This window comes from Aquitalea sp. LB_tupeE, assembly GCF_013391415.1.
GTDB lineage: Bacteria > Pseudomonadota > Gammaproteobacteria > Burkholderiales > Chromobacteriaceae > Aquitalea.
On record NZ_JACAXB010000017.1, the window covers coordinates 206982 to 233285 of the forward strand.

At 58.7% G+C, this 26304-nt stretch carries 28 protein-coding genes; 21 read left to right on the forward strand and 7 right to left on the reverse strand.

Going from position 1 to position 26304, the window contains the following annotated elements; genetic code table 11:
* Positions 1 to 17: 17 nt before the first annotated feature.
* The 12 genes from polA (at position 18) to HWX34_RS09150 (ending at position 9443) form a co-directional block, all read left to right on the forward strand.
* Entirely contained in the window at positions 18 to 2810 is a 2793-nt protein-coding gene (gene polA, locus HWX34_RS09095) for a DNA polymerase I (RefSeq protein WP_178971931.1), read from the forward strand.
* Between the two features lie 289 nt (positions 2811 to 3099).
* Positions 3100 to 3546 carry a PAAR domain-containing protein gene (locus HWX34_RS09100; protein WP_178971932.1) on the forward strand — a complete coding sequence of 149 codons (447 nt, stop codon included), beginning with the start codon at positions 3100 to 3102 and terminating at the stop codon, positions 3544 to 3546.
* 2 nt (positions 3547 to 3548) lie between these two features.
* Entirely contained in the window at positions 3549 to 4118 is a 570-nt protein-coding gene (locus HWX34_RS09105) for a PAAR domain-containing protein (RefSeq protein ID WP_178971933.1), read from the forward strand.
* On the forward strand, positions 4111 to 4719 hold the full coding sequence (locus HWX34_RS09110; protein ID WP_218645117.1) for a hypothetical protein: 609 nt from the start codon (positions 4111 to 4113) through the stop codon (positions 4717 to 4719). The genes HWX34_RS09105 and HWX34_RS09110 overlap by 8 nt, the downstream gene beginning before the upstream one ends.
* Positions 4716 to 5075, forward strand: coding sequence for a hypothetical protein (locus HWX34_RS09115; protein WP_178971934.1), 360 nt, complete (start codon positions 4716 to 4718; stop codon positions 5073 to 5075). The genes HWX34_RS09110 and HWX34_RS09115 overlap by 4 nt, the downstream gene beginning before the upstream one ends.
* Before the next feature lie 680 nt (positions 5076 to 5755).
* The gene (locus HWX34_RS09120; protein ID WP_178971935.1) at positions 5756 to 6049 is read left to right on the forward strand and encodes a hypothetical protein; all 294 of its coding nucleotides are present in this window, start codon (positions 5756 to 5758) and stop codon (positions 6047 to 6049) included.
* A 118-nt stretch (positions 6050 to 6167) separates the two neighbouring features.
* The gene (locus tag HWX34_RS09125; protein ID WP_370459713.1) at positions 6168 to 6386 is read left to right on the forward strand and encodes a DNA polymerase; all 219 of its coding nucleotides are present in this window, start codon (positions 6168 to 6170) and stop codon (positions 6384 to 6386) included.
* A gap of 194 nt (positions 6387 to 6580) precedes the next feature.
* Positions 6581 to 7144, forward strand: coding sequence for a GspH/FimT family pseudopilin (locus HWX34_RS09130; RefSeq protein ID WP_178971937.1), 564 nt, complete (start codon positions 6581 to 6583; stop codon positions 7142 to 7144).
* Positions 7137 to 7556, forward strand: a complete 420-nt coding sequence (locus tag HWX34_RS09135; RefSeq protein WP_178971938.1) for a hypothetical protein — start codon at positions 7137 to 7139, stop codon at positions 7554 to 7556. Before HWX34_RS09130 ends, HWX34_RS09135 begins: the two co-directional genes overlap by 8 nt.
* Before the next feature lie 5 nt (positions 7557 to 7561).
* Positions 7562 to 8341 carry a PilW family protein gene (locus HWX34_RS09140; protein WP_178971939.1) on the forward strand — a complete coding sequence of 260 codons (780 nt, stop codon included), beginning with the start codon at positions 7562 to 7564 and terminating at the stop codon, positions 8339 to 8341.
* A complete protein-coding gene (locus HWX34_RS09145; protein ID WP_178971940.1) occupies positions 8335 to 9024 on the forward strand; it encodes a pilus assembly protein PilX in 690 nt (229 codons plus the stop codon). The genes HWX34_RS09140 and HWX34_RS09145 overlap by 7 nt, the downstream gene beginning before the upstream one ends.
* Positions 9021 to 9443 (forward strand): type IV pilin protein, encoded by a 423-nt coding sequence (locus tag HWX34_RS09150; protein WP_178971941.1) that lies wholly within the window; start codon positions 9021 to 9023, stop codon positions 9441 to 9443. The genes HWX34_RS09145 and HWX34_RS09150 overlap by 4 nt, the downstream gene beginning before the upstream one ends.
* Before the next feature lie 134 nt (positions 9444 to 9577).
* Here the strand turns inward: HWX34_RS09150 and HWX34_RS09155 are convergent, their stop codons facing one another.
* From HWX34_RS09155 to arsC, 5 genes are all read right to left on the reverse strand, one after another.
* Positions 9578 to 11113, reverse strand: coding sequence for a DHA2 family efflux MFS transporter permease subunit (locus HWX34_RS09155; protein ID WP_178971942.1), 1536 nt, complete (start codon positions 11111 to 11113; stop codon positions 9578 to 9580).
* A 67-nt stretch (positions 11114 to 11180) separates the two neighbouring features.
* Entirely contained in the window at positions 11181 to 12326 is a 1146-nt protein-coding gene (locus HWX34_RS09160) for an HlyD family efflux transporter periplasmic adaptor subunit (protein WP_178971943.1), read from the reverse strand.
* A gap of 11 nt (positions 12327 to 12337) precedes the next feature.
* Positions 12338 to 13768, reverse strand: coding sequence for an efflux transporter outer membrane subunit (locus HWX34_RS09165; RefSeq protein ID WP_370459703.1), 1431 nt, complete (start codon positions 13766 to 13768; stop codon positions 12338 to 12340).
* A 115-nt stretch (positions 13769 to 13883) separates the two neighbouring features.
* Positions 13884 to 14378 (reverse strand): MarR family transcriptional regulator, encoded by a 495-nt coding sequence (locus tag HWX34_RS09170; RefSeq protein WP_178971944.1) that lies wholly within the window; start codon positions 14376 to 14378, stop codon positions 13884 to 13886.
* A 266-nt stretch (positions 14379 to 14644) separates the two neighbouring features.
* The gene (gene arsC, locus HWX34_RS09175; protein WP_178971945.1) at positions 14645 to 14995 is read right to left on the reverse strand and encodes an arsenate reductase (glutaredoxin); all 351 of its coding nucleotides are present in this window, start codon (positions 14993 to 14995) and stop codon (positions 14645 to 14647) included.
* 240 nt (positions 14996 to 15235) lie between these two features.
* On the opposite strand from arsC, the gene HWX34_RS09180 reads away from it, so the two are divergent.
* From HWX34_RS09180 to HWX34_RS09200, 5 genes are all read left to right on the forward strand, one after another.
* Complete coding sequence (locus HWX34_RS09180; protein WP_178971946.1) at positions 15236 to 16441, forward strand: multidrug effflux MFS transporter; 1206 nt, start codon at positions 15236 to 15238, stop codon at positions 16439 to 16441.
* A gap of 224 nt (positions 16442 to 16665) precedes the next feature.
* The gene (locus HWX34_RS09185) at positions 16666 to 17211 is read left to right on the forward strand and encodes an iron transporter (RefSeq protein ID WP_124645534.1); all 546 of its coding nucleotides are present in this window, start codon (positions 16666 to 16668) and stop codon (positions 17209 to 17211) included.
* Positions 17212 to 17333: 122 nt separating this feature from the next.
* Complete coding sequence (locus tag HWX34_RS09190; protein ID WP_178971947.1) at positions 17334 to 17657, forward strand: cupredoxin domain-containing protein; 324 nt, start codon at positions 17334 to 17336, stop codon at positions 17655 to 17657.
* 27 nt (positions 17658 to 17684) lie between these two features.
* Complete coding sequence (locus tag HWX34_RS09195) at positions 17685 to 18503, forward strand: FTR1 family protein (protein WP_178971948.1); 819 nt, start codon at positions 17685 to 17687, stop codon at positions 18501 to 18503.
* Complete coding sequence (locus tag HWX34_RS09200) at positions 18500 to 19954, forward strand: 4Fe-4S binding protein (protein WP_178971949.1); 1455 nt, start codon at positions 18500 to 18502, stop codon at positions 19952 to 19954. The genes HWX34_RS09195 and HWX34_RS09200 overlap by 4 nt, the downstream gene beginning before the upstream one ends.
* Positions 19955 to 20011: 57 nt before the next feature.
* Here the strand turns inward: HWX34_RS09200 and ybaK are convergent, their stop codons facing one another.
* Positions 20012 to 20494, reverse strand: coding sequence for a Cys-tRNA(Pro) deacylase (gene ybaK, locus HWX34_RS09205; protein ID WP_178971950.1), 483 nt, complete (start codon positions 20492 to 20494; stop codon positions 20012 to 20014).
* A 104-nt stretch (positions 20495 to 20598) separates the two neighbouring features.
* Here ybaK and HWX34_RS09210 point away from each other — a divergent pair, with 104 nt between their 5' ends.
* Positions 20599 to 20910: an antibiotic biosynthesis monooxygenase gene (locus HWX34_RS09210; RefSeq protein ID WP_178971951.1), complete on the forward strand. Its 312-nt coding sequence runs from the start codon at positions 20599 to 20601 to the stop codon at positions 20908 to 20910.
* Here the strand turns inward: HWX34_RS09210 and HWX34_RS09215 are convergent.
* A complete protein-coding gene (locus HWX34_RS09215; protein ID WP_178971952.1) occupies positions 20894 to 21784 on the reverse strand; it encodes a LysR family transcriptional regulator in 891 nt (296 codons plus the stop codon). The genes HWX34_RS09210 and HWX34_RS09215 overlap by 17 nt on opposite strands.
* Before the next feature lie 158 nt (positions 21785 to 21942).
* Here HWX34_RS09215 and HWX34_RS09220 point away from each other — a divergent pair, with 158 nt between their 5' ends.
* The 3 genes from HWX34_RS09220 (at position 21943) to HWX34_RS09230 (ending at position 26301) form a co-directional block, all read left to right on the forward strand.
* Positions 21943 to 23685, forward strand: a complete 1743-nt coding sequence (locus HWX34_RS09220) for an acyl-CoA dehydrogenase family protein (RefSeq protein WP_255496654.1) — start codon at positions 21943 to 21945, stop codon at positions 23683 to 23685.
* Positions 23682 to 24875 carry a CaiB/BaiF CoA-transferase family protein gene (locus HWX34_RS09225; protein WP_178971954.1) on the forward strand — a complete coding sequence of 398 codons (1194 nt, stop codon included), beginning with the start codon at positions 23682 to 23684 and terminating at the stop codon, positions 24873 to 24875. The genes HWX34_RS09220 and HWX34_RS09225 overlap by 4 nt, the downstream gene beginning before the upstream one ends.
* 76 nt (positions 24876 to 24951) lie before the next feature.
* A complete protein-coding gene (locus HWX34_RS09230) occupies positions 24952 to 26301 on the forward strand; it encodes an MFS transporter (RefSeq protein ID WP_178971955.1) in 1350 nt (449 codons plus the stop codon).
* Positions 26302 to 26304: the final 3 nt, after the last annotated feature.

Genomic DNA, 26304 nt, shown 5'->3' on the forward strand with positions numbered 1-26304 from the left:
CATTTGCCCCCTTTTCTATGAAAACATTGTTATTGATCGACGGCTCTTCTTACCTGTATCGCGCCTTCCATGCGATGCCCGATTTGCGTTCTCCGGATGGCCGGCCCACCGGTGCGGTATACGGCATGGTCAACATGCTGCGCCGCCTGGAGAAAGAGGTGCAGTTCGATTATAGCGCCTGCGTTTTCGACGCTAAAGGCAAGACTTTCCGCGATGAGCTGTATCCGGAATACAAGGCCAACCGGCCTTCCATGCCGGAAGAGCTGGCCGCACAGATTAAGCCGGTGCACGAGGTGGTGCAAGCTTCGGGCTGGCCGATGCTGATGGTGGAGGGGGTGGAAGCCGACGATGTCATCGGCACGCTGGCGAGGATGGGCGAGGCTGCCGGCTTCAAGGTCATCATCTCCACCGGTGACAAGGACATGGCCCAGCTGGTGACGCCCATGGTGTCGCTGGTGAACACCATGACCAATGAAAACCTGGACCAGGCCGGGGTGAAAGAGAAGTTCGGCGTGCCGCCGGAACGCATCATCGACTACCTCACCCTGATAGGCGACAAGGTGGACAATGTCCCCGGCGTGGACAAATGTGGCCCGAAAACCGCCGTCAAGTGGCTGGAAGAATACGGCACGCTGGACAACATCATCGCCAATGCCGACAAGGTGGGCGGCAAGGTGGGCGAAAACCTGCGCGCCGCGCTGGACTGGCTGCCGCGCGGCCATCAGCTCATCACCATCAAGTGTGATGTGGATTTGCAGCAGGACATGCCCTACGGCCTCAACAGCCTGCAACACGGCGTGAAAGACCGGCCGCGCCTGGCCGAGCTGTTCAAGGACCACGGCTTCCGCACCTTCTACCGCGAAGTGACCGAAGGTGAAGACGCGCCGGTCAGCAGTCCGTCCCCGGTGGATGCGCCTGCGGCCAGCGTCGGCCAGACTGACGATATGTTCGCCATCGCCGATGCCACGCCAGCACCGCTCGCACCGCCGCCAGCCAAGGCCATCAGCCGCCATTACCACACCATTCTGGACGAGGCCTCGCTGCAAAGTTGGCTGGACAAGCTGGGTAGCGGTGCGCTGGTGTCGCTGGACACCGAAACCACCAGCCTGGACCAGATGCAGGCGCGCATTGTCGGCATCAGCTTTGCCTTGCAGGCGGGCGAGGCAGCCTATCTGCCGCTGGGCCACCACTATGCCGGTGCACCCCAGCAACTGGCGCTGGACGACGTGCTGGCCCGACTCAAGCCCTGGCTGGAAGACGCCAGCAAACCCAAGTGCGGCCAGAACCTGAAATACGACCGCCATGTGTTTGCCAATCATGGCATCCGGCTGGCCGGGGTGGTGGACGACTCCATGCTGGCCTCCTACGTGCTGGAAAGCCACCAGCGCCACAATATGGACGACCTGGCCGCGCGCCATCTGGGCGAAACCACGGTCAGCTATGAAGACATCTGCGGCAAGGGTGCCAAGCAGATCGGCTTTGGCGAAGTGGATATCGAGATTGCCGCCAATTACGCGGCGGAAGATGCCGACATCACCCTGCGGCTGAACCAGTACTTTGCCCCGCAACTGAGCGGCAAACTTGGCGAAATCTACCGCGATATCGAACTGCCGGTAGCCGAAGTGCTGTTCCGCATGGAGCGTAACGGCGTACTGATAGACCGCGAGCAGCTGGCAGCGCAGAGCCATCAGCTGGGCACGCAGATGCTGCAACTGGAAAGCCAGGCTTACGAGCTGGCCGGCCAGCCCTTCAACCTGAATTCGCCCAAGCAGCTGCAGGAAATCCTGTTCGGCAAGCTGGGCATTCCCACCAAGGGCATCAAGAAAACGCCGTCCGGTGGCTTCTCCACCGACGAATCGGTACTGGAAGCGCTGGCGCTGGATTACCCGCTGCCCAAGTGCATCCTGCAATACCGCAGCCTGACCAAGCTCAAATCCACTTATACCGACAAGCTGCCCACGCTGATCAACCCGGACACCGGCCGGGTGCACACCAATTATTCACAAGCTGTGGCGATTACCGGGCGGCTGGCCAGCTCGGACCCGAACCTGCAAAACATCCCGGTGCGTACCGCCGAAGGCCGCCGCGTGCGCGAGGCCTTTATCGCCAAGCCCGGCCACAGCATTGTCAGTGCCGACTATTCGCAAATCGAACTGCGCATCATGGCGCATCTGTCCGACGACGCAGGCATGCTGGCTGCCTTTGCCAGTGGCGAGGACATCCACAAAGCCACAGCGGCCGAAGTATTCGGCGTGACACTGGAACAGGTGACGAGCGATCAGCGCCGCGCCGCCAAGGCCATCAACTTCGGCCTGATCTACGGCATGAGCGCCTTTGGCCTCGCGGCCCAGCTGGACATCGAACGCAGCGCCGCCCAGCAATACATCGACCGCTACTTCATGCGCTACCCCGGTGTGGCCGATTACATGCAGCGCACCCGCGAAACCGCGCGCGAGCAAGGCTATGTGGAAACCGTATTCGGCCGCCGCCTGTATCTGCCGGAAATCAAGCTGTCCAACCCGGCCCGCCGCGCCGGTGCCGAGCGTGCCGCCATCAATGCGCCGATGCAAGGCACCGCCGCCGACCTGATCAAGCTGGCCATGATTGCCGTACAGAACTGGCTGGATGCACAAAAACTGTCCAGCCTGCTGATCATGCAGGTACACGATGAACTGGTGCTGGAAGTACCGGATACCGAGCTGGAGCTGGTGAAACAGCAGCTGCCGCAAATCATGGCCGGTGTGGCGGCGCTGAAAGTGCCGCTGCTGGCGGAAGTCGGCGCGGGCAACAGCTGGGAAGCTGCCCACTAAGCTTCAGCGCTTCATCATTTTCAATCCTTCAGCCAAAGCCACCCATGCCGGTGGCTTTTTCTTTGCCTTTGTCATGGCAAAGCCAGGGGCATGGCCAGACTATTCAAATGTAATACCAGAGCCTGCTGGCAGCCTGCCATGGCAATCCCCGCGACCATGTGCTGATGCTACCGCCATGGCATATAAGCGCCGCCCTACCGTCGCAGGTCGTGTATGAAGAAATAAGGCGCTCTTGCCAAGGCGACAAAGCAAGAAGACCGAGAGATTTTTAAATAAATAAGGACTCAGTATGTACAACTTCACGCAAGAAGAGCTCAGTCAAATGTTGGAAAGCGCACGTGCCGAAATTGAAAAACAAATGCAGGCGTATGCCGAAGAGCAAAAAAAGCCGATCATCGCGCAGTTTTTTTATATCACTGACGGAGCCAAAACCCGAGATGGTGGAACGGTGGTCGCAAAAGATCGTGGCGTTTTCTGTGCAGGGCGGTTTATTGCAGCCGTTGGCGACAAAGTGGTTTATCCAGATGGACGCAAGGCGGAAATTATTTCAGGGGCTGGACGCGCGATGAGTTTGAACAATAAGGACGGTTCTTATTCAAGTGTCGCCATCCTGGGCAGCCGGCTTAGCAATGGAGATGTCGTTATTAGCACGCCGCACGCAGCGATGTCATGTGTCATTCGGGAAGGTGGGAAAATACCAGAAGGGCTTCTGGTTGATTATTTCAAGGCGGATTAAAAATGCCACAAATCCGATATGTGTGCCTACAAGGTGATCCCATCACCGGCGGTGGACAAGTCCGGGAAGGTATCGGCCATGATAAAGCCTATATTGACGGTAAAGAACCTACCGCCGATGGGCTAAAGGGGTGGTGTAATGTGTGCAAGTCGATGGGCGTTATTCGATGTGTCGGCCCCAGGCCTAGCCATGCCCCGGATAATATTCATGGTTATAAGCTAGCTTTAAATGGTGATTATTTAATATGCCAGTGCCCGAAGCCGCAAAAGCTAATGAATACATCAACGGCTTGGGAGGTAATTATTGATGATGCATATATTGTGGGGTGGAATAAAGCCAATACTGGCGCTGCAGTAGCATCGACAATTGATGATGGATTGAAAAAGTATAATGATTTTTATCAGCTGTGTGATGAAGATGGTATGCCAATGATTAATGCGGAATATTCAATAAAAAGAGCAAATGGAATTCATGAGCGTGGAATAACTGATAGTGGTGGTTACACCCACATGATTGAGGATCACAAGGATGCAGAAATTGTAGCAATCCACATCGGAGATTTTGATGGCTGATACCACTCCACTTGTCAGCGAGTCTGGCACGCCATTAATCAAGGTGGCTGAAAAAACTACCACACCGACCACTGACCGTAGAATCAAGGTTGTAAACGTGGACAAGAAGGCGGTGAGGCGCGCTCAAAACGAAGAGTTATTGAAAAATGTCAATATCAAGGCATTCTTGGGCATGATTGTTTGGGCAGAGGGTGGTGGATACGACTTCATGTATGGTGCAATCAAAGGTAAGAAAAACGACAAGTGGCGATTTACTGACTATTCAACCCACCCGGGGCCAGGGCGTGATCACCATACTACAGCAGCCGGAGCCTATCAGATCACCAAGGGAACCTGGGAAGACCATGGCATCAAAATGATGGGCCTTAGCGACTTCAGCCCACATACTCAAGATTTGATTGCTGTCGATGTCTTACGGCGCATGAAGGCTACCGATGCGTTGGTTAATAGCAACTTCTTGGGCGCAATGCAGAGAGCCTCATATCCTTGGGCATCACTCGAGCAGGGTCCGGGCATCGGCAATCGTTACCCGAAGCAGCCATACAGAAAATATCAAGATTGCCTTGCGAAGTATAAGGAACTTGGTGGAGAGGCAAAATGAAGAACCTATTCTACGTCATTCTTGGCTTGCTCTTTGTGATGGCCCCTTGCCATGCGGAAGAGTACTTGAAAGCGAACATGTCGTTTTTGCAAGCGAGAAAACTCGTTCTTGCACACGGTTGGCACCCATACAAAACACATTTAACCGGAGAGGATGGCTTTCCTTGGGCAGCAATTGAGCGCAAGTTGTTGAATCGTGGCATGGAAGAAATCTCAAGTTGTTCACTAGGTGAAACGGATTGCAACTTTTTTTACACACGCGGGAAAACCTGTTTGCAGGTAGAAACCCGTGGCGAGCAGATTAAATGGATGCGCGTGATTGACTGGAAAACAGTTACTTGCCCACCTCAAGAGTAGTTAATGAGAAGCAACGGAACAGTCAACCCACTTAAGCTCGGTTCGACAAAAAGAAGGTTTAATCGAACTCGCTCGCCTTGTCTATGAGGAAGAGTCGTGGCTCATTCATCCTGTACTGAAAACACGATCCGACAATTAAAATCTGTATGCGGAAAGCATAGTGAGTCGGGAGTTATACCAAAAACCGCCGAGATTTCTGTTATGGGAATACATTTTCAGTCAGTAATATCTATACGTGGGACGGCGTGAAAGTCAAATGAAACGGATTATAAGCCTGCTAATGATGGCAAGCTTGTCAGCCAAGGCTGCCGATCAGGCAGATACCTTCCTTAGGAAAGATCAGCCATTCAAGCCAGCCCGGAAGTCAGTGATAGCACATGGATGGAATCCGCTCAACAATACAGACCCAAGTAGATTGATGGGAGTTGACAGGGTTCTGTACCATGCTGGGTATAAAGAGGTTTACTCTTGTGCCATGGATATAGCCGTCTGTATTCTCCAATACAAGGACAAGAGCGGCCAATGTCTGTCGGTGTTCGTGAAGGGTGAAGAGCTGAAGGACATCGTTGTCAGTGATTGGAGCAATCAGTGTCAGTCGAATTGAAGGATGTCGAAACAGGTTCTGGCTTCTCAGTTAACAGCTCTTAACCCCACTTTGCCAAGAAGCGGCGATAATTAAATTGGTTAAACTGCTAGTGGTTTTAATAATTTTCCCGTGTGCCACGTTTGGAGGGGGATTAAAGCGTGATGTCACTGATTTTATAAAAAATGCAGAGATGTGCGAGCACTTTGCAGGAGAGTGGGATACTGGTTTGTCAAGTTTGCATAAGGAGAGAATTGAGCTTGAAATCCATAAATATTGCAAAAAAGCAAAAATACAAAGGAATGTATTGCTAGTTAAGTACAAAAACAATAAAAAGGTAATTGAGATTATAGATAGCTATGATTCGATTAAGTACTTTCAGGATGGATAAGGTCATCATTATTGATGAATCATCATCAAAGTGGAGGAGTAACGTTTTTGTGATTTGTGGCTATGTTTATTTTTAGTTTTGCTTATAGCCGCTGATGTGTTGCGGAAGCAGGATAATAATATTTGAGATTTTTATATTGAAGAATGCGCTGGATGCACAAAAGCTGTCCAGCCTGCTGATCATGCAGGTACACGATGAACTGGTACTGGAAGTGCCGGATACCGAGCTGGAGCTGGTGAAACAGCAGCTGCCGCAAATCATGGCCGGTGTGGCGGCGCTGAAAGTGCCGCTGCTGGCGGAAGTCGGCGCGGGCAACAGTTGGGAAGCTGCCCACTAAGCTTCAGCGCTTCATCATTTTCAATCCTTCAGCCAAAGCCACCCATGCCGGTGGCTTTTTCTTTGCCTTTGTCATGGCAAAGCCAGGGGCATGGCCAGACTATTCAAATGTAATACCAGAGCCTGCTGGCAGCCTGCCATGGCAATCCCCGCGACCATGTGTTGTTACAACCGTCATGGCCCGGAGGTGGCTCCATGTCGCAAGCCAAGCCGCGTGATTGCCCGCATGCGGGTTTTACCCTGTTTGAAATGCTGGTGGTGATGGTGGTCAGCATGATTCTGCTGACCCAGGGACTACCGGCCATGCAGGGCGTGATGGCCCGTCTGCAATTGCAGGCCCGCAGCCAGTTACTTCATGCCAGCCTGATGCTGGCGCGCAGCGAGGCCATTCGTGCCAATCGCCCGGTATGGGTGTGCGCACTCAACAGCAAGGTCAATCTGGATATTCAGGGCTGCCAGCCGGAACGCAAGAGCAGCTGGCAGGACTGGAGCGAGGGCGTGCTGGTGTTTGCCGATAGCCCGGAACAGGAGAATGGCCGATACGACAGCGGCGAGCGGCTGCACCACGCGCTGTTTTCCGCCAGCAGCATTCAGGTACGTGCCAGCCAGCATGCCTTTGCATTTTCTCCTGTCGGCAGGCTGATGGCAGGCCAGCTGCCGTATTTCGAATTACGCAGCAGCCATGGGCAGTGCCACCGCTTGCAACTGCTGGCAGGCGGACGGGCGCAGTGGTGCCGTCAGGAGAGCTGCTGTGGCTGACCTGCAGGCAAAGCTTGAGGGCTTCAGCTTGCTGGAAGTGCTGCTGACCTTGTTCATCCTCTCCTTTGCCTTGCTGCCGCTGTCCGCCATGGTGGCCAACAGCCTGCACCATGTACGCGATAGCGATACCACCAGCCGTCTGCTGCTGGCTGCCAGCAATCTGGCTGAGGCTCGACAGCTGGAAACAGCCCGCTTCGGCAAGGCCGGACCATTGGAGGCTGCCACGACGGCGGCCTTGCAACACACGGTACAAACCTTGTGGCCGGATCAATCGCCTTTGCTGAATCTGACGTGCCGTGACTCCGGTGGGCTTCCCGCCACGATTGCGTCTGCTGACTGTGCCGCGCCTGCCCAGTTGTGGTTGCAGCTGACCCTTGCCTCCGGGCTGAGCTGGCAGTTGCCCGTGGATTAGCCCTTATGAGCGTGATGCGCGGGTTTTCCTTGCTGGAACTACTACTAAGCATGACGCTGGGCCTGCTGTTATGCACCTTGCTGTTGCCGGTGCTGCAAGCAAGCTTGCACAGCCAGCGCTTTGCGCTGATGCGGCTGGATGTCCAGCAGGAAGCCCGCTTTGTCTTGCAGCAACTGGGGCGGGACATCCGCATGGCCGGAAGTTTTGGCTGTGCCGGTCCGGCCCAGTGGCCTGCCGGGCAGGAGCCTGCCATGCCATTGCCAGAGAATGGCAGTCTGGCACTGCGCTATGCCGATGCGGGTGTGGCTGTCTTACCAGACAGCGCAGAGACAGAACGACGCGGCCTGCGCTTGCTGCAAGCACCTCCACCATGGCTGCCGGGACAAGTGTTGTTGCTCAGCAGTTGTCAGCATATCGACCGGCTGGTACTGGGAGAGCAAGCCTGGCTGGAAGCTGAGGGCGATACGGTATGGCTGCGGCTGCCGCCACATCATCCGATATGGCAAAACCTGAAGCACCACCACCTGCTGTCTCTGGAATTGCAGCCGCTGCGCCAGCTGCGCTATGACTGGCAATCGTCCGGCAGCCTGTGGTGGCAACTGGATAATGACCCGCCACAGCGCCTGAGCGATGACCTTGCCAGCCTGACGGTGCAGGCAAGGCCAGCCACGGTTTGCGCTGATGGGCAACGACGCTGGTGGTGGATGGTGCAACTGACCATGCAAGGTGTCAGCTTGCCTGCATACGACATGCAGTTGGCCAGCCGCATGGGGGCCGCATGTTGAGCCGGAACCATCTGAAGCAGTGTGGTGTGGTGCTGCTGACGGCCCTGTTATGGCTGATGTTGCTGACCATCGTGGCGCTTGGTGTTGGCCGCTTGTTGCGCGATGAGCAGCGTATTGGCAGCAATCTGGACGATGCACAGCTGGCCTTCCGTCTGGCAGAAACTGCCTTGCAAGCAGGGGAGGCCGCCTTGCCAAGGCTGCCGCAACTTGCCCGCTTAGGCGCAATGTCGGCGGTGGAGCTGAATGGGCCGACTTCTCCGTTTACCCTGACTTGTCGTCAGCCGCGCAACCCACCGCCCTGGCAGCAGGGTTTGTGCTTGTCCGCCGCGCTGGCCGGTCAGGCCTATCCTGCACCGTGGCAACAGCGCGATACCGCAGGGCTGGAACTGCTGCATCCCTGTGGATCGGCCCGGCGTGTGGCATTGCAACCGCTATCCAGCGGTCATTACTGCCCGGGCGTGGCACCAGGGCCATGGTATTGGGCCGACCCGCATTATCTGATCGAGTTGCTGGACCCGCGCTATCCCGCCCCGGATGGCAGCGGGCTGTTATTCCGCGTCACCGCGCGCGGCTGGGGACGGCAGGCCGGCAGCGTGGTTACGCTGCAAAGCCATGTCCTGCTGGAGCCTGAGGGCAGGCTGGGGCATCCGTGGCGGCGACTGTCATGGCGGCGACTGCCATGAGTTGGCGCAAACCAGGTTTCAGCCTGATCGAGCTATTGATGGCACTGGCGCTGCTATCGCTGCTGTTGGGCCTTGCCGTACCACTGATGCGCGGCCATGTGGTGAAAGTGCGGCAGGCCGAGGCCCGGGTGGCCTTGCTGCAGGCCAGCCATTTCATGGCGCAATGGCGCAGTCAGCATGGTCGTTACACGCAGGGCGCGGGCCATTGGCCGCCGCTGCCGGTCAGCGAAACCACGCATTACCAGCTGGCATTCGGCGCACAAGACGGCAATGCCCGCGCCGACAGCTTTCAGTTACGGGCGGTTCCCAAGCCGGATTTCCTGTGGCTGGGCCCGGAAGTGCTGGTGCTGGATCAGGACGGCAATATCAAGCTGTGCGCCAACAATGCCGAGGGGAAATTGCGCTGCCGGGTGGATTAGCCAGTTGGGCGCGAATAGATGAAAAAGCCCGCTGGCGCGGGCTTTGTGTTGACGGATGATTTCTGGAGCGGCAGACAAGAGCGTAGCGTCCCTGGGGCAAGGCGCAACGCAGTAGCAGGGTTTGTCAGCGGCGCTTAATGCGCGCCGCTGTCGGCCGCACCACTGGAAGTAAACGGCGGCCGGGCAAACCATACCAGTGCAATCAGTGCGACAAACATGATGCCAAACAGCCAGAACACCTCGTTCACGCCAATCAGCGAACCCTGACGGGTAATCTGCAAGGCGGTGTAGGCCTGTTGCTGGCTGGTGGACATGCCGGTGCTCTCCAGCAGGCGGAACCACAGCAGGCTGGCCTGATCGTACAGCGTCACATGCTGGGTGAGCTGGGCGTGGTGCAGGGCTTCGCGCCGGTCCCACAGCGTGGTGGTGATGGAGGTGCCGATACTGCCGGCCAGAATCCGCAGGAAGTTGGACAGGCTGGAGGCGCTGGCAATCTGGTTCGGTCGCAGCCCGGACAGGGTGATGGTGGTCAGCGGCATGAAGAAGCAGGCCACGCCTATACCCTGGATGAACTGCGGCCATACCACGTAGGCAAAGTCCATTTCCGGGTTGAAAGTACTACGCCAGAAGAAGCAGGCGGCATACACGCTGAAGCTGATGGTGACCAGCCAGCGCATGTCCAGCCGGTGCGCGTTCTTGCCGATGATGGGCGACAGGAATACCGGCAAAATACCGATGGGCGCAGCAGCCAGGCCTGCCCAGGTGGCGGTGTAGCCCATTTGGGTTTGCAGCATCAATGGCAGCAGCACCACCGCGCCGAAATACAGCATGAAGCCCAGGCTGATGGCCACGGTGCCTACGGTGAAATTGCGTTTGGCAAACAGGCTGAGGTCGACAATGGGGTGTTGTTCCCCCAGCTCCCAGATCACCAGATAAATCAGCGAAACGGCCGAGACAATGGCCAGCACCACGATTTCGGTGGAGTTGAACCAGTCCAGCTCCTTGCCACGGTCCAGCATCATCTGTAACGCACCCACGCCCACCACCAGCAAGGCCAGGCCCAGCTTGTCGATGGGCAAGTCGATGATGTCGCTTTCCCGTTCCTTGAGGATTTTCCAGCTGATAAAGGCGGCTGCCAGCCCCACCGGGACGTTGATGAAGAAAATCCAGCCCCAGTGCCAGTTATCGCTGATGACCCCGCCGAGAATCGGGCCGAATACCGGTGCCACAATCACTGTCATCGCCCATAGCGCCAGCGCCAGCCCCTTCTTGGCCGGTGGATAGCAGGCCATCAGCAGGCTTTGTGACAGCGGAATCATCGGCCCGGCTACCGCGCCTTGCAGCACGCGGAACAGGATGAGCATTTCCAGGCTGTTGGCCATGCCGCACATCCAGGAGGTCAGCACGAACAACAGGGTGGAAATGGTGAACAGCTTTACTTCGCCAATCTGCTTGGCCAGCCAGCCGGTAAGCGGTACGGCGATGGCATTGGCCACGCCGAACGAGGTAATGACCCAGGTACCCTGGCTGGTGGCCGCGCCCAGATTGCCGGAAATGGTGGGCAATGCGACGTTGGCAATGGTGGTGTCCAGCACTTGCATGAACACCGACATCGACAGCGCCAGCGTGATCCACACCAGGCGCGAGCCGGTCAGTGGTGGATGATTCATCAGGGGAAATCCTCAAGACGGCACCCGCAGCGGCGGCATGGCTGTCGCCGCTGCGAATGACCGGGAATTACTGGGCGTTGGCGGCCAGCAGGCTGGCGACCAGATCGTCCGCCTGTTTCAGGTCCGGGGTGAGGGCGCGGGTTTCCTGTACCGGGTTGTCACGTGCGCTTTGCGCCAGTGTCGGGCCGTCCTGCTTGCTGGTGTCCACCACGGCATCCACCGACAAGCCGACGCGCAGCGGGTGTTCCTTCAGTTGCTTTGGGTCCAGCTGGATGCGTACCGGCACGCGCTGTACCACCTTGATCCAGTTACCGGTGGCATTTTGCGCCGGCAACAGCGAGAAGGCGCTGCCAGTCCCGGCGGACAGGCCTTGCACCTTGCCGTGATAGCTCACCTTGCTGCCATACACGTCGGCTGTCAGCTCCACGTCCTGACCAATGCGGATCTTGGCCAGCTGTACTTCCTTGAAGTTGGCATCCACCCACACGCTGTCCAGCGGCACCACCACCATCAGCGGGGTGCCGGTGGCCACGCGCTGGCCTACCTGCACATTACGGCGGGCCACATAGCCGGTGACCGGTGCCTTCACCTCGGTACGTTGCAGCGCCAGCCAGGCCTCTTTCAGCTTGCTGGCAGCACGTTGCACATTCGGCTGCTTGGCCAGCACATCCTTGCCCACCAGCGCATTGGTGGCCTTGGCTTGTTCGCGGGCAGCGTCCAGCGCGGCCTGAGCAGTTTTCACTGCATCACGGGCGTGGCCCAGTTCTTCGGCCGACATGGCATCGGTACCGGCCAGGGTTTCGCGGCGTTTCAGGTCGGACTGGGCGCGGCCCAGCTCGGCTTCACGCTGTGCCACCTGGGCAGCCAGCTGCTGGGTGCTGGTCATCAACTGGCGGGTTTCGCGCACGGTTTGCACAAATTCATTGCGCGCACGCTCGAACGCCAGCTTGGCATCGCTATTGTCAAACGCCACCACGGTCTGGCCGCTGTTGACGCGGTCGGTATCTTCGGCACTGATCTTCACCACGGTGCCTGCCACTTCCGGGGTCAGCTGCACCATGTGACCAGCCACATAGGCGTCGTCGGTATTTTCCTGATGGCTGAGTACCAGACCCCAATAGATACCGTAGCCGATGGCCAGTGCGGCAATCAGGCCGGTGGCAACAAAAAGGTTGCGTTTGCGGCTTTTCGCCGTCTCGATCTGCTTATCCATGATGGGTGTCCTTAGCGGGCTTGTTGGGTGGTTTCACTGGTGGCGAAGCCCCCGCCCAGTGCTGTGTTCAGATTGGCCCAGGCCATGCGGTTGGCGGCAGTGGCGTCTATCTTGCCGCCTTGCTGGTTCAGGTCGGCCTCTTCGGCTTGCAGTACGGCCAGCTTGTCCACCAGCCCAGCCTTGAAGCGCAGCACGGTGCTGTCGGATGCCTTGCGGCTCAGTTGGGTGGCCTGGTGGGCATCAGACAGCTGGCTGGCGGTTTTTTGCCAGGTGGACAGACTGTCGGCGGCGTCGCGCAGGGCAAACAGCACGGTCTGGTTGTAGTTTTCCACCGCGATGTCGTAGCGGGCGCGGGTAGAGGCCAGATTGGCCTGCAAGGCACCGGCAGTGAAAATGGGCAGGTGAATGGCCGGGGTGATGCCCACCACCTTGGAACCGGCCTTCAACAGATCGCCGCTTTCCAGTGCCGACTGGCCGATGAAGGCCGACAGCGACACATTGGGGTAGAACTCGGCTTTTGCCGCGTTGACCGAGGCGTTCATGGCTTCCACGCGGGCGCGCTGGGCCACGATATCCGGCCGCTGGCTCAGCATGTCCAGTGTCAGGGCGGCATCCGGCATGGCCGGAGCCGGTTTCAGCGCAGGCGGCTGCATGGTATCCAATGCGTGCGGCGGCTGGCCGCTCAAGGCTGCCAGCGCATGGCGGGCGTGGTCGGCCTGGTCGGCCAGTGCGCTGTCTTGCTGGCTCAGTTGCTTGAGGCGGATTTCGGCCTGACGCAGGCTGTCGCCCGGCAGCAGGCCGGCATTGACGCGGGCATGGGTCAGCGCCAGCTGGCTTTGTGCCAGTTGCTGGCGGGCCTTGAGTAGCTTGGCCTGGGCCGCAATGCGTTGCAGCTCGGTGTATTGCGCAATCACCGCCTGGGTCAGGGTCAGGCGCGCCTGCTGGGCTTCCAGTGCCACAGCTTGCTGATTGCCAATGGCTGCCTGTACCGCAGCGCGGTTCTTGCCCCAGAAGTCGATTTCCCAGCTGGCACCCAGCGACAGGGTGTAAACGTCGTAGTAGTTGCCGCCGATGGGGGCGGGCAGCAGGCCGTACAGCGAGTAGCGTTCGCGGTCGACGCTGGCATTGGCGGCCACTTGCAGCCCGTCCTTGCTTTCAGCCATGCCAATGGCGCTGCGTGCCTCACGCAGGCGGGCATCGGCCACTTTCAGGCTGGGGGATTGTTGCAAGGCGGTTTTGATGAGTTGGTCCAGCTGCGGGTCGGCCAGCTGTTGCCACCAGCCGGCCTGCACCTGGCTGCCGGGGCGGGCAGGGTCCAGCTGCAGCTGGCTGGCCGTCAGCGGTGTGGCCGGGTTGTTTTCCTCGCCGAAGCTGGCACAACCGCCCAGCATGGCGGTCAGCATCAACACGCCGGCAGTCTGCTGCCAATTGGGTTTATTCACCTTGTGGGTCTCCAGATTCCATCGTGATGCTTAGTAAAGTGATAGTCACATACGTTATTATTAGCTGATGCAAAGGCCTGCTCAGTCAGCAGCTTGCAGCCACCTTCAACTGCCTTTAGCCACCTAGCCGGGCCAGTAGCTTGCGCATCATTTTTTCCATCAACTGCATTTCTTCGGGGTCGAAATCGCTCCACAGCGCGCGATAGTTGGCGCGGGATACCGGTAACAGCGATTCCACCAGTTCCAGCCCTTGCTGGGTCAGCTCCAGCCCGATCTTGCGCCGGTCCGCCGCACAGGGGATGCGGGTAGCCCACCCATGGCGCACCAGTTCGTCGACAATCCGCGTGGCATTGGTGCGGGAGGAGTCCAGCGTATCGCTGATATCCGACGGGTAGAGCGACTGGTGCGGGCAGGCATACATGGCCAACAGCGACATCCACAGCGATTCGTTCAGGCCGTATTCCTTCATCCCGTCATTCAGGTAGCCGGTGAGACGCGGCAGGATATGAAAGTACAAACGGGTCAGGATGACTTGCTGGCGCGGCACACCGGGAAAACGTTCCTCGATGCGGTCCACTGCCTGCTCCAGCGGGTGGAATGATTTGTTCATGCGGCATTTTAGTAACATACGTTACTATTTTTCAAGTGATTATATGGATGGAAGCCATCCAGCAGGGGGCGCAATGTCGCGCAGTGACGACAATGCTCAGGGTGCAGAAACGACAATGCCAGACCGCTTGGCCTGGCATTGTCTGGTAGTGGCCCACGTTTGGCACCGCAAATTAAAACGTCTGCTGCGTTTGGTTTCCTTGTTGTATTCCAGGTGCGGTCAGCGGGTGGTGTGTCGCAGTGATGCCACGCGCTTGTCAGTCGCGCTTAGCTTTGCAGCAGCGCCAACACTTTTTCCGGCGGACGACCCACCACGGCCATGGTGTCGCTGACCGCAATGGGGCGCTCGATCAGCATGGGGTTATCCACCATGGTTTCAATCAGCGAGTCCCGCTCCAGGGTGATGTCGTCCAGACAGAGGGTTTCGTATTCCTCTTCCTTGGTGCGTAGCAGGTCGCGCGGTTCCAGCTGCAGCAGGGTGAGGATGTGGTCCAGTTCGGCTGCGGTAGGCGGGTGTTTCAGGTATTCGATGACCTCCACTTCGGCTCCGGCTTCTTGCAGCAGGGCCAGCGCCTCGCGCGATTTGGAGCAGCGCGGGTTGTGATACAGACGGATCATGGTGGGTCTCCCTTTTGGTTCTGGTGGGGTGGGATGAAGGGCTGCCACACCGGCCTGGCCGGGCAGTGACTTCCATCTTAGACAGAAAACTTTTTCTTTGTGTAGCGGCAATGACATCCGGTGTTGCCGCTTTTCTGCGCGGCGCATTCTCGCTCAGCAGGCGCACCGCGCCAAGGGTTTGGCTTTTGCCGGCACCCGGCGGTAACATGTGCCGCCCCCTCCGCCCTTGATCGGATTTTCATGTCGCATTCCGCGCGCAGCCATTTTGGCTTGGCCATGTTGCTGGCGGCCCTGTCCACACTCGGCCCCTTCTCGATTGATACTTTCCTGCCGGCCATGCAGGCCATTGGTCATGCGCTGTCGGCATCGCCCTTGCAGATGCAGCAGGCGCTGACGGTTTATCTGCTGTGCTATGCAGTAATGATGCTGTGGCATGGTTCGATTTCCGACGCGGTTGGTCGGCGGCCGGTGGTGCTGGTCACCACCTTGCTGTTCAGCCTAGCTTCGCTTGGCTGTGCGCTGGCCCCGTCGCTGGGCTGGCTGCTGTTGTGCCGTGGCTTGCAGGGTTTGTGTGGCGGGGCAGGGTTGGTGGTGGGGCGGGCCATCATCCGCGACAAGCTGGACGGCGCGGCGGCGCAGCGGCTGATGTCGCAGGTTACCATGTTGTTTTCCTTGTCCCCGGCCATTGCGCCGGTGGTGGGCGGCTGGTTGTTCGGGGCGTTTGGCTGGCATTCGATTTTCGTGTTCATGGCGCTGATCGGCCTCGCACTGTTCGTGATGAGCTGGTTTGCACTGGATGAAACCCATCATGCCCATCTGCGTTCCCCGCTGGCCTGGCGTTCCTTGCTGCGCAACTATCTGGAGGTGCTGGGCAAGCGCGATTTCCAGCTGCTGGCCGCGGCGGTGTCCTGCAATTTTGCCGGTTTCTTTCTGTACATTCCGTCGGCACCGGTATTCCTGATGCAGCATCTGCATTTGCGACCGGACCAGTTTTTGTGGATGTTCGGCCCGGCGGTGTCCGGCATCATGTTCGGCGCTTTTTTGTCCGGCAAGATGGCCGGGCGGCGCAGCGCGCGCGAGATTGTCACGCTGGGTTATGTGCTGATGTTTGTCGCAGCCGGGGCCAACCTGGCTTATAACCTGAGCACCAGCGCACCAGCCATGCCCTGGGCGGTACTGCCGCTGGCGCTCTACACCACGGGTATGTCGCTGGCCGCGCCTTCCATCACACTCAACCTGATGGACCAGTTTCCTGCCTTGCGCGGTACGGTGTCATCCATGCAGGGCTTTTTGCAGACCATGCTGTCCAGCATCGTGGCAGGGGTGATTGCGCCGCTGGTATGGGGCAGTACGCTTAGCCTGGCCTGTTGCATGGCGGTGTTTCTGGTATTGGGCTTGGTATTTCGCACGGCTTATCGCCGTCGGCTGGCTCGTTCGGTCGGCTGAGCCTGTCGTCAGCAGCATGGCCTGGCCGTTCCGGAAGGGCTGCTGTTGTAAATTCTGCATCAAAAATAGGGTTTTTCCGGAAATTATCAATAATTTTCCCGGATGGTTCCGGAAAGTGGATTGCGAAAGAGAATAATTCGCATATAAAATGCGAAAAATTATCATTCTCCTGCAGCTATGTGTAGCGACTTTCGCTGCCCGCTGCTTTGCATAAAGGGTAACTCATGCGTTCCACCATCAGCACCGTTTTGCTGGCTTCCGCCGCCCTGACCCTGAGTGCCGTCGCTGCCGCCAAGGAATACCCGATTGGCAAGCCGGCCATCAAGAACGGCATGGAAATCGGTGCGGTTTACCTGCAACCGACCAAGATGGAACCGGAAGGCATGATGCGTAAGGCCGAAGAGTCCGACGTGCATCTGGAAGCCGACATCCATGCCGTGAAGAACAACCCCAACGGTTTTGAAGAAGGCGCCTGGATGCCCTACCTGATGGTCAAGTACGAACTGACCAAGGTGGGGGGCAAGGGCAGTATCAAGGGCGACATGATGCCGATGGTGGCCAACGACGGCCCGCACTATGGTGACAACGTGAAGCTGCAAGGCCCGGGCAAGTACAAGCTGAAACTGACCATCCTGCCGCCGTCGGAAAACCCGCACGCCCACTTTGGTCGCCATGTGGACAAGGAAACCGGTGTGGGCCCGTGGTACAAGTCGTTTGAAGTGAACTATGAGTTCACCTATGCGGGCATCGGCAAGAAGGGCGGCTACTAAGCCTGATCCTGGACAGGCATGGCGAGAATGAGAATCTAAACGCAAACCATTCCTGTTGGAGTATCATAAGAAACAGCGCTGCTTATTTTAAGTTAGCGCTGTTTTTCATTCAGAGGTTGCACATGAAAGTTGCGATGTTTCTGGCGGCAGCCCTGCTGTCGATGACGGCACTGGCTGATGATATGCCCACTTACAAGCTGGAATTGAAGGACGGTGTGCTCAAACCCGCCCGTCTGCAAGTGCCGGTGAATACCAAGTTCCGTCTGGAAGTGAGCAATACCGGCAAGACGCCGGCCGAATTCGAAAGCACCCAACTGCGCAAGGAAAAGGTGCTGGCACCGGGCGTGACGTCGTCGGTGATCATCCTGCCGCTGAGCGCTGGCGAGTACAAATTCTTTGACGATTTTCATATGGCTACCGCGCAAGGCGTGATTGTCGCCAAGTAAGCCGTGTGGTTTGAGAGGACACAAGTAATGGGTCAGGTGCTGTTCATTGTTTGGCGCGAAAGCGTTGAAGCCTTGCTGGTGGTGGGTATCCTGAATGCCTGGATGAACCAGAACCCGCAGGGCCGTGCCGGTAAACCCTATTTGTGGGGTGGCGTGGCGCTGGGAATTGCGCTGGCGGTATTGCTGGCTGTGGCGCTGTTTTCTGCCAGCACTCTGATGGCTGGCTCGCAGGATGTGTTCCAGACCGTGATGGAATTCATGGCCTCCGGCCTGATCGTGCAGATGGTGTTGTGGATGCGCGAGCATGGCCGCACCCTGAAAAAAGAGCTGGAATCCGGCCTGGCGGATAATGCCAGCACGGCCAACTGGTGGGGCGTCACCACCCTGGTGGCCATTGCCGTGGCCCGTGAGGGTAGCGAAACCGTGGTGTTTTTGTACGGCATGCTGGGCAGCGCCGACGGGCAAACCCTGCTCAATATGAGCGGTGCGGCCTTGATGGGCCTGGCGCTGGCTTTCCTCACTTTTTATGTCTTGCAGCTGGGCGGCAAGGTGTTGTCCTGGCGGCTGTTCTTCCGCGTGACCGAAATCATGCTGCTGCTGCTGGGTGCGTCCTTGTTCCTGGCCGGGGTGGAAAAGCTGATTTCCATGGAAATTCTGCCTGCGCTGATCGACCCGCTGTGGGATAGCTCGGCATTGCTGGATGACATGACACCGGCAGGTGGCGTGGTGGCTTCACTCACCGGCTACCGTGCTCACCCGGCCTTGATGAGCCTGCTGGCTTACCTGGCGTTCTGGGCTGGTGTGGCTGGCCTGTTTTTCTGGCGCAAACGTCGTCAGGCCGCATGAAACCGCAGTCCGATCACCGCCGCCGGCCCGAGCTGGTGCGCGCCGTTGCTGGTGGATGTGGCAGCCATGCGCCGCTAGGGCAGGGCCGACTGGCCGTGGTGGGCAACTGGCTGCGCGACCATGCCGGCACCCTGCGTCTGTTGCAGTGGCTGGTGGTGCTGGTGTACGCGGCGCTGCTGATCATCCCGGCCTGTCTGCCGCTGCCGGACGACAGTGCCCGCATCGTCAACAACCTCACCATCTTTGCCCAGTTTGTGTTCTGGGGTATCTGGTGGCCCTTCGTGCTGCTGTCCATGGTGTTGTTTGGCCGGCTGTGGTGCGGTGTGCTTTGCCCGGAAGGTGCGCTCAGTGAATGGGTGGCCAAGAAGGGCCTGGGCCGACCGATTCCGCGCTGGATGCGCTGGGACGGCTGGCCCTTCGTCGCCTTTGCCCTCACCACTCTGTACGGCCAGCTGGTCAGCGTTTACCAGTATCCCAAGGCGGCGCTGCTGGTGCTGGGTGGCTCCACCGTGGCTGCCATTGCGGTGGGCCTGGTGTACACCCGTGGCAAGCGCGCCTGGTGTCGGCATCTGTGCCCGGTAAACGGCGTATTCAGTTTGCTGTCCAAACTGGCACCCATGCATTACAAGGTGGATGAACAGCGCTGGCAGGAGTCAGCCCGCCAGTCTGGCGTCATCCGCATTCAGGCAGTGGACTGCGCACCCCTGCAGCCGCTGCGCCACATGCAGGGTGGCAGTGGCTGTCATATGTGTGGCCGTTGCAGCGGTCATCGCGATGCGATCACGCTGAGCTTGCGCTCTCCGGCCGAGGAAGTGGTGAAGGTAGCCGCCAAAGAGGCCAGTGCATGGCAGACGCTGCTGATTGTCTACGGCCTGCTGGGCATTGCCATGGGTGGTTTCCACTGGACGGCCAGCCCCTGGTTTGTCGACATGAAGCAGGCTGTCGCCGAATGGCTGGTGGACCACGACATCATGTGGCCGCTGGATACCGATGCGCCGTGGTGGCTGCTGACCCATTACCCGAATCACAACGACGTGTTTTCCTGGCTGGATGGCATGGCCATCATCGCCTACATGCTGGGCACCGCGCTGGTGCTGGGCAGCGGCCTCTTGCTGGCCCTGGCCTGTGCGGTGCGAGTGGCTGGTGCATGGCGCAGCCAGCGCCTGCACCATCTGGCGCAAAGCCTGATTCCGCTGGCGGGGATCGGCGTGTTTCTGGGGCTGTCAGCGCTGACAGTCACCCTGCTCAAGGCCGAGGGCATTGCCACCGGCTGGGCGAATGATGTGCGTCTGGCCCTGCTGCTGCTGGCCAATGTCTGGTCGCTGTGGCTGGCGGCGGGCATTGTGCGGCAATGGCAGGCGGGCTGGCGCAGCGTACCGGTACTGGCTTGCCTGCTGGCTGGTATGGCGCTGGTGGATGCCGCCTGGGGCTTCATGTTCTGGTGGTGGTAAACCAGCCATTCCAGATAACCAACAGGCCGCCAAGTGCGGCCTGTTTTGCGTCCAGATTCAGGCAGCCGCCTGTACCAGCACCGGCTGCAACACGCGGATGACTTCCTGCGGGTCCACTCCGATCAGAAAACCGCGCTTGCCGCCGTTGATATAGATGCGGGGCAGCTGGGCAATACTGCTTTCCATATACACCGGCATCGGGTGGCGGGTGCCAAACGGGCTGGTGCCGCCCACCTGATAGCCGCTGTGCTTGTCGGCGGTTTTCGGGTCGCAGGGGCTGATCTTCTTCACGCCGATCTGCTTGGCCAGCATGCCGGTGCCCACTTCGCGGTCGCCGTGCATCAGCACGATGAGCGGGTGCTTCTGCTCGTCTTCCATGATCAGGGTCTTCACCACGCAGTGCTCGTCCACGCCCAGTTCGCGTGCCGACACCGTGGTGCCACCCTTGTCCTCGTATTTGTACAGGTGCTCGCTGTATTCCACCTTGTGCTCGCGCAGTACGCGAATGGCCTGGGTGACCGGCGTTTTTTCCTTGGACATATCCGTCTATCCGTTTACGGCAAAACGGCTACTTTAGTGGCTGTGGCGGTCAACTGCAAACCGGATGACTTGTGGCAAGCTGAGGTTTTATGCGAGGAAACGCCATGATTTTGGAAGCCGCCATGCTGCAAGTGAAAGCCGGGATGCAGCAAGAGTTCGAAACCGCCTTTTCCCAGGCGAAAACCATTATTGCCAGCATGCCGGGTTATCACTGGCACCAGTTGCAGCGCTGTCTGGAGGTGGAAGGCAAATACCTGCTGCTGGTGGGCTGGGACAGCGTGGCCGCCCACGAAGAAGGATTCCGGCAGTCAGCGGGTTATCAGGAGTGGAAACGGCTGCTGCATCATTTCTATCAGCCGTTTCCGGTAGTGGAGCATTTCGAGCAGGTCGAGCCTGCGCCTAGGCCACTGGGCTGATATGGTTTTGCAGTACCTGCGCCAGTAAGGGAATACAGCTTTCATGTACGTCTTGATGACGTAGTAGCAGCACCTGGGTGGTCAGCAACATGTCAACCAAGGGACGGTAGCCGACGCGCTCGGTTGCGATATGCTGCAGACCTTGTGGTACCAAGGCGATACCCAGCCCCATTCCCACCATGGTGATGATGGTTTCCCAGGTGCGGGCCTGATGCTGAATACGTGGATAAAAGCCGGCAGCAGCACATTGGGCCAGAATCTGATGGTGGAAATGGGGCGAGACTTCCGGTGCAAACAGAATGAATGATTCTTGTCGAAGGGCAGTCAGCTCGATAGTGGCTTGTTGGTGTAATGGATGAGCCTGCGGCAGGCAGCAGACAAACGCCTCTTCCACGACCACATCGGCCCGGATGCAAGGAGGAAAGTGCGCGCCATTGGCACAGCCGATATCAATCTGCCGTTTCTCCAGCGCAATAATCTGCTCCTGTGTACCCATTTCCTTCAGGGCAATGGCTACACCGGGATATTGCCTGGAAAATTGTGCGATGGCTTCCGGCAGGCCGCGATAGAGCATGGAGTTGATAAAGCCCAGGCGAATAAACCCTTTCTTCCCCTGTGCATAGCTGTGCAGCATTTGCTGCAATTCATCTGCACTTTCCAGCAGGCTTCTGCATTTGATCAGCAAAGCGTCACCACATCGGGTGAGCCGGACTTCCTTGTTGTTCCGCAAAAATAGCTTAACGCCTATTCTTTCTTCCAGTTTCCGAATGTCAAAACTCAAGGCCGGCTGAGAAATATGCAGCCGTTTTGCCGCTCGCCCAAAATGCAGCTCTTCAGCAACTGCAAGGAAGTTGCGTAGTTGTCTCAGTTCCATTGCCTTCTTCCATTGATGACGATAAAGATGATTTATCGTTCGAGAATTTAAATGTATTGGACGCTACATTGCCATGCCAATAGCCTGTTTTCCTTCGTCAATCAAGCATGGTTATCGCTTGATTCGGATGATGATTCTTGAAGAGAAAACAAATGGCAATGTATCAGGATGGTCATGATGGAAATAATATTCCCGATAGCAGAGATTGTAATTTCTTTGCATCGGATAAAGATCTAGGTGCCTTGCTGTCTTTGCATTTGGGGCGCGAATATTATTCTGGTATCAAGGAGCAGTTGTTTGATCTGGGTGGCAGGATAACGGCGGAGCTGGATGAGCTGGCATTGCTGGCTGATCGGAATCCACCGGTGTTGTATCCACGGAATCGTCGCGCCGAGCCTGTGGATCATATTGAAAAGCACCCGGCTTATATCAAGCTGGAAGAGGTAGCTTATTCAGAATTGGGCTTGGCATCGCTCAGTCATGATGGAAAAAATAATCCCCCATTACTGAAATATGCCCTGACATATCTGTTTGTGCAGGCGGAATTTGGCTTGTGTTGCCCGGTCAGCATGACTGACTCCCTCACCCGCACCTTGTGCAAGTTTGGCGAGCCAGACCTGGTGGCGCGCTATTTACCTTTTCTCAGCACACGGGATTTTGACCAGCTCTATCAGGGCGCCATGTTCATTACCGAGCAGCAAGCCGGTTCGGATGTTGGCCAGGTGGCCACCCGTGCCGTGCGCAGCCAGGCGACGGATGGCAGCGAACAGTGGCAGCTGTATGGCGACAAATGGTTCTGCTCCAATCCGGATGCCGATCTGGCCATGGTGCTGGCACGTCCGGAAGGGGCTGCTGAAGGGATACATGGCCTGGGTTTGTTCTTGTTGCCCAGGCATTTACCGGACGGGCAACGTAATGCCTACCGTATCGTGCGGCTGAAACCGAAAATGGGCACCCGTTCCATGGCCAGCGGGGAAATCGTGCTGGAAGGGGCCACCGCCTACCTGATTGGCCAGATTGGCCGTGGTTTCCAGCAAATGGCCGACATGATCAATATGTCGCGGCTGTCCAACGGGGTGAGGTCTGCCGGGCTGATGCGCCGTGCCTTGTCAGAAGCCTTGTTCGTGGCTGGTCAGCGTCAGGCTTTTGGCAAACGCCTGATCGACATGCCGCTGATGCAACGCCAGTTGCTGAAAATGCTGCTGCCTACCGAACAAGGCCGTTCCATGTTCATGCATACCGCGCAAATGCTGGGGCGGGCCGATGCTGGTGATGCCAGTGCGCAAAGCGCGGTACGGCTGTTGACGCCGCTGATCAAGTTCCGTACCTGCCGCGATGCGCGCCGGGTGACCGGCGATGCCATGGAGGTGCGCGGCGGGCTGGGCTACATCGAGGAATGGAGCGATGCCCGCATTGTGCGCGATGCCCATCTGGGCTCCATCTGGGAAGGCACCAGTAATATCGTGGCGCTGGACATTCTGCGTGCCGTCAAGCGCGCCGGGGCGCTGCCACCTTTGTTGGTCCATGCCTTGGCCCTGCTGGACGAGGCCGCTCTGCCCGCTGTCAGCGATCAGCTGTTCCGTCGCGTATTACGTCAGGCCGCCGACAATCTGGTGCAGGTGGCCGAGCGGGGCGAGGAACAGTCGGTTCGCCAGGCGGGCAGCCTGTTCTACCACGTGTTGACTGCCTTGTTTATGGCTTGTGAAGGTGCGCAGCTGGCCCCGAACTACCGTCGCTTGGCCTTGGCGCATCTGGTGCTGCGCCACCGCGTATTGCCACAGGACCCAATGCAATTGGATGGCGCGGCCCTGCCCGTGGGCTTGGCCACAAAACTGCTGGCTGATCAGGATATCAATCTGGATGAAGCGATGGCCTGCCTGCCGTCAGGAGCGCGGGCATGAGGCCGGCGGCAGGAGCCTTGCACGGGGTGCGCGTGCTGGACTTGAGCCGGGTGCTGGGCGGCCCGTATTGCAGCCAGGCACTGGCCGATCATGGCGCAGATGTCATCAAGCTGGAGCCGCCCGGCGGGGATGAAACCCGTGGCTGGGGGCCCCCCTTTCTGGGTGATACCGCCTGGTACTTCGAGGGCGTCAACCGTAACAAACGCGCCATTTGCGTCGACCTGTCGCAAGAAGCAGGGCGGACCATTGTGTGGCAGTTGCTGGAGCAGGCCGATGTGCTGCTGGAAAACTTCAAGCCCGGCACGCTGGCGCGCTGGGGCATGGACTATGCCCGCGATCTGGCACCGCGTTTTCCTCGCTTGATTCATTGCGCGGTGACCGGCTTTGGCGTGGATGGCCCGCTGGGGGGCTTGCCTGGCTACGATGCCGCCATCCAGGCCATGACCGGGCTGATGAGCGTCAATGGCGAGCAGGACGGGCCACCATTGCGGGTGGGGCTGCCGGTGGTGGACATGGTGACCGGGCTGAACGCCTTGTCCGCCATCTTGCTGGCCTTGTATGAGCGTGAGCGCAGCGGGCTGGGGCAGTCGCTGGATATTGCGCTGTACGACTGCGGTGTGTCGCTGCTGCATCCGCATCTGCCCAATTACTTTGGCTCGGGCACGGCCACGCCGCGCAGTGGCAATGCCCATCCCAATATCGCGCCTTACGACAGCTACCGTACCGCCAGCGTGCCCTTGTATCTGGCCGTGGGCAACGACCGCCAGTTTTCCCGGCTGTGCCAGCGGCTGGAGTGTGCAGCGCTGGCGGATGACCCGCGCTTTGTCGACAACCGCAGCCGCTGCGCTCATCGCCCGGAACTCAAACAGGCATTGGAGGCGGCCCTCAGCCAGCATCGGGCGGAGGAGCTGGCCCCGCGTCTGTTGCGTGATGGCGTGCCCTGCGCGCCGGTGCAGGGGGTGGAACAGGTGGTGGCACATCCGCATACCGCCTACCGCCAGTTGCTGGTGAGTATGGGGGAATACCGTGGTACCGCCTCGCCAATCAAGCTGTCGCGCACCCCCGCGCGCTATGACACGCCACCCCCGGCCTTGGGCCAGCACAGCCGTGACGTGCTGGCCGAGCTGGGCTATGCGCCTGCACAGCAGCAGGCGCTGCTGGATGCCGGAACGGTGATCGGCCCACGCTGAAACCACCCGGCCTGCTTCCTGCCCGCCGCCCATGGTGGCGCTGGCAGGACCGCCCCATTTTCTGGAGAGACTATCCATGCATCACTCGCATACCCAGGCGGACGACAAGAAAAAACCGCTACGGGCCGCCATTGCCGCTTTTGTTGGCACCACTATCGAGTGGTACGACTTTTATATTTATGGACTGGCTGCCGCACTGGTGTTCGGCAAGGTGTTTTTTCCCGCTTCGCTCGACCCCGGCGTGGCTACGTTGCTGTCTTTTGTCACGCTGTGGGCCGGTTTTATCGCCCGGCCATTGGGCGGCATCATTTTTGGCCATTTTGGCGACCGTATCGGCCGCAAAACCACGCTGGTCATCACCCTGATGCTGATGGGCCTGTCCACGCTGGGCATCGGCCTGTTGCCGTCGTACCAGAGTATTGGCGTGCTGGCACCCATTGGCCTGGTATTGCTGCGCATCGTGCAGGGCATTGCCGTGGGCGGCGAGTGGGGCGGGGCGGTGCTGATTGCCAGTGAAAACGCGCCCAAGAACAAGGGCATCCTGTATGCCGCCTTTGCCCAGCAAGGCTCACCGGCGGGCAATCTGCTGGCCACGCTGGTGTTTTTCCTGCTCAGCCGCATGCCCATGCCGGACTTTGTGCTGTGGGGCTGGCGTATTCCCTTTTTGTTGTCGGCGCTGCTGGTGCTGGTGGGGCTGTTTATCCGCCTGCAACTGAGCGAATCGCGCGCCATGCAGCAGGTGATGGCCGAGAACAAGGTGGAGCGGCTGCCGCTGCTGAGTGTGATCCGCCAGCACGGCATGCTGCTGTGGATGGCCATGCTGGTACCCACTGTCATCCATGTGACCTATCTGAAAACCACCTTTGCCCTGTCCTGGGCCACCAGTGAGTTGGGTTATGGCCGGGAAACCTTTTTTCAGATCATCCTGTGGGCCTTGATGGTGCAGTTCGTGGTGCAGCCATTTGGCGCGGTGCTGGTATCGCGTATGGACAAGGTCAAAGCCATTTTGTGGATTTTGCTGCCGGAATTCCTGCTGATGCCGTTGATGTTCTGGGCCATCTCCACGGGTAGTTACTGGCTGGCTGTCAGTGCCATGTGTCTGGCCACCATTCCGCACTCCATGTTTTACGGGGCCATTGGCGGCATTCTGGCCCAGGCCTTCCCGGTGCAGCTGCGTTACACCGGCATGTCCTTCTCCTACCAGCTGTGTTCCTTGCTGATTGGCGGTGGCACGCCGGTGCTGGCGCAGTGGCTGCTCAATCTCACGGGCGGCATCAGCCTGGTGGCCATTATTTCTGCTTGCTATGCGCTGGTATCGCTGTTCAGCACCCTGTGGCTGCTCAAACGCATCCCAGCGCTGGATGCAGCGGAGTCCGGCGCGACGCCTGCACCGCTTGCCGCCACCGCAACGGTACAGCCACGCTGATCC

Coding starts and splice junctions, on each gene's coding strand:
- polA (WP_178971931.1), top strand. CDS start 18: ATGAAAACATTGTTATTGATCGACGGCTCTTCTTACCTGTATCGCGCC.
- HWX34_RS09100 (WP_178971932.1), top strand. CDS start 3,100: ATGTACAACTTCACGCAAGAAGAGCTCAGTCAAATGTTGGAAAGCGCA.
- HWX34_RS09105 (WP_178971933.1), top strand. CDS start 3,549: ATGCCACAAATCCGATATGTGTGCCTACAAGGTGATCCCATCACCGGC.
- HWX34_RS09110 (WP_218645117.1), top strand. CDS start 4,111: ATGGCTGATACCACTCCACTTGTCAGCGAGTCTGGCACGCCATTAATC.
- HWX34_RS09115 (WP_178971934.1), top strand. CDS start 4,716: ATGAAGAACCTATTCTACGTCATTCTTGGCTTGCTCTTTGTGATGGCC.
- HWX34_RS09130 (WP_178971937.1), top strand. CDS start 6,581: ATGTCGCAAGCCAAGCCGCGTGATTGCCCGCATGCGGGTTTTACCCTG.
- HWX34_RS09140 (WP_178971939.1), top strand. CDS start 7,562: ATGAGCGTGATGCGCGGGTTTTCCTTGCTGGAACTACTACTAAGCATG.
- HWX34_RS09145 (WP_178971940.1), top strand. CDS start 8,335: ATGTTGAGCCGGAACCATCTGAAGCAGTGTGGTGTGGTGCTGCTGACG.
- HWX34_RS09150 (WP_178971941.1), top strand. CDS start 9,021: ATGAGTTGGCGCAAACCAGGTTTCAGCCTGATCGAGCTATTGATGGCA.
- HWX34_RS09155 (WP_178971942.1), bottom strand. CDS start 11,113: ATGAATCATCCACCACTGACCGGCTCGCGCCTGGTGTGGATCACGCTG.
- HWX34_RS09160 (WP_178971943.1), bottom strand. CDS start 12,326: ATGGATAAGCAGATCGAGACGGCGAAAAGCCGCAAACGCAACCTTTTT.
- HWX34_RS09170 (WP_178971944.1), bottom strand. CDS start 14,378: ATGAACAAATCATTCCACCCGCTGGAGCAGGCAGTGGACCGCATCGAG.
- arsC (WP_178971945.1), bottom strand. CDS start 14,995: ATGATCCGTCTGTATCACAACCCGCGCTGCTCCAAATCGCGCGAGGCG.
- HWX34_RS09180 (WP_178971946.1), top strand. CDS start 15,236: ATGTCGCATTCCGCGCGCAGCCATTTTGGCTTGGCCATGTTGCTGGCG.
- HWX34_RS09185 (WP_124645534.1), top strand. CDS start 16,666: ATGCGTTCCACCATCAGCACCGTTTTGCTGGCTTCCGCCGCCCTGACC.
- HWX34_RS09190 (WP_178971947.1), top strand. CDS start 17,334: ATGAAAGTTGCGATGTTTCTGGCGGCAGCCCTGCTGTCGATGACGGCA.
- HWX34_RS09195 (WP_178971948.1), top strand. CDS start 17,685: ATGGGTCAGGTGCTGTTCATTGTTTGGCGCGAAAGCGTTGAAGCCTTG.
- HWX34_RS09200 (WP_178971949.1), top strand. CDS start 18,500: ATGAAACCGCAGTCCGATCACCGCCGCCGGCCCGAGCTGGTGCGCGCC.
- ybaK (WP_178971950.1), bottom strand. CDS start 20,494: ATGTCCAAGGAAAAAACGCCGGTCACCCAGGCCATTCGCGTACTGCGC.
- HWX34_RS09210 (WP_178971951.1), top strand. CDS start 20,599: ATGATTTTGGAAGCCGCCATGCTGCAAGTGAAAGCCGGGATGCAGCAA.
- HWX34_RS09215 (WP_178971952.1), bottom strand. CDS start 21,784: ATGGAACTGAGACAACTACGCAACTTCCTTGCAGTTGCTGAAGAGCTG.
- HWX34_RS09220 (WP_255496654.1), top strand. CDS start 21,943: ATGTATCAGGATGGTCATGATGGAAATAATATTCCCGATAGCAGAGAT.
- HWX34_RS09225 (WP_178971954.1), top strand. CDS start 23,682: ATGAGGCCGGCGGCAGGAGCCTTGCACGGGGTGCGCGTGCTGGACTTG.
- HWX34_RS09230 (WP_178971955.1), top strand. CDS start 24,952: ATGCATCACTCGCATACCCAGGCGGACGACAAGAAAAAACCGCTACGG.